1 protein-coding gene and 1 pseudogene are annotated in these 1,376 nt (G+C 34.4%); both read right to left on the bottom strand.

Annotation, left to right across the window (positions count from 1 at the left end):
• Positions 1–91: 91 nt before the first annotated feature.
• Positions 92–442, bottom strand: coding sequence for a hypothetical protein (locus tag ABCW45_RS17695; RefSeq protein ID WP_343221291.1), 351 nt, complete (start codon positions 440–442; stop codon positions 92–94).
• A 265-nt stretch (positions 443–707) separates the two neighbouring features.
• Positions 708–863 (bottom strand): annotated as a pseudogene (locus tag ABCW45_RS17985) (IS110 family RNA-guided transposase); the annotation flags it as partial.
• Positions 864–1,376 lie beyond the last annotated feature (513 nt).

The raw sequence follows: 1,376 nt of genomic DNA, 5'->3' as shown, positions 1-1,376 counted from the left end.
TATCTGATAACCTGTCGAAACAAGAATATAAATTTTTACTGACAACTACCTTGACAATCAGCGTAACCTGTCGAAACAAGAATATAAATTTTTACTGACAACTACCTTGACAATCAGCGATAGTCGATGTACAAAAAAGTAAATTAAATATGCCCTCATTAAATAAATCCAAAATTTCTTTTTGTATATACTTAGGCATTTTTCCGTGATGCATTCCGAATCCCATTTCCAGCACATTCACAAAACTCCATTCATTAATAGATCCATCTATATTATAATTTCTTTTTAGATGCTCTATAAACTCAGAAAATCTTTCATTTTTAACAACGTTCCCCTGATGATTTTCCGCTAACTTAGTGGCATATTCATTCGCTTTTGCAGGCGTTGTACAATATAATATTGTAGCACCATATATTTTTCTATATTCATCCTCTATAGGCATATGTATCACCCCATCATGTTCCACATATTGTATTCTACATATGATTATGCATCTATATTTAGGTTTGTCAACCTTTATCTGGAACAAAACACGATAACCCTGATGATTATTAGTCTTACTGCACTAAAATTCCTAACATAGATTTTTTTCGCTAAAGTAGGATTAGTGCGAAAGAAAGTAGAGGGAGACAATAAATTGGCACACTTGAATAAACTGTCTAAGGCAGGCAACTTTTTGAAATGATATAGAGCGTGTAATGATAGCGTGTGGATTCCATACAGACATCATGACAGTCATTGTCAAAAAGCCATTGCTTGAATTCGAGAATTGAATTATTAAAGGTAGAAAAGCGTTTCTTTTGGTAAGAGGGTTCAATACCACCGCTGGTTTTAACGATTGTGGCAACAAGAAACGATGAGTAATACGTTGTAAATTATCCATCTAAACAGACAATACCTTAATCATCGATAGCTCTGGTGAAAAATCTGAAGGCTTCAATGTTCTTTGCTTTTATTTGTTCTCTTATTGTTATATAATTTTCCATATGTCTGCTTTTATCCCCCTGTCTGTCAACTCATTCTAGCATATCGTCGTGCACTTCTTCTAAACTAAACTTTTTAATCAAACGTTCATCGTTTCGCAGACATAAATCTCACTGCAGATATTCTAACTTTTAAAACAGAATATTGATTTTCACACGCCAGACAGGTGATGGATTTCAACCCGTATTATTCATAAAAACTGTCTAAGTTACAACCACCACTTAGAACATTTGCTTCCGTGGTCGGAAAAACTTCCAACTGAGATGCATAAAAGTAAAGGTCAAACCACTCGCCTTTCACTAAAACCATTTTTAGTGCATACTTGAGAAAACCAATAGATTTTTTCAAGGAGGACTAAAGACTATGGATCAGTGTACCCACGAAGTCCGTGC

Origin of the sequence: Pilosibacter fragilis (assembly GCF_032490495.1) — a bacterium.
Lineage (GTDB): Bacteria > Bacillota > Clostridia > Lachnospirales > Lachnospiraceae > Pilosibacter > Pilosibacter fragilis.
The sequence above is the reverse complement of the archived record's forward strand: the minus strand, read 5'-3'. Positions and strand labels throughout refer to the sequence as shown.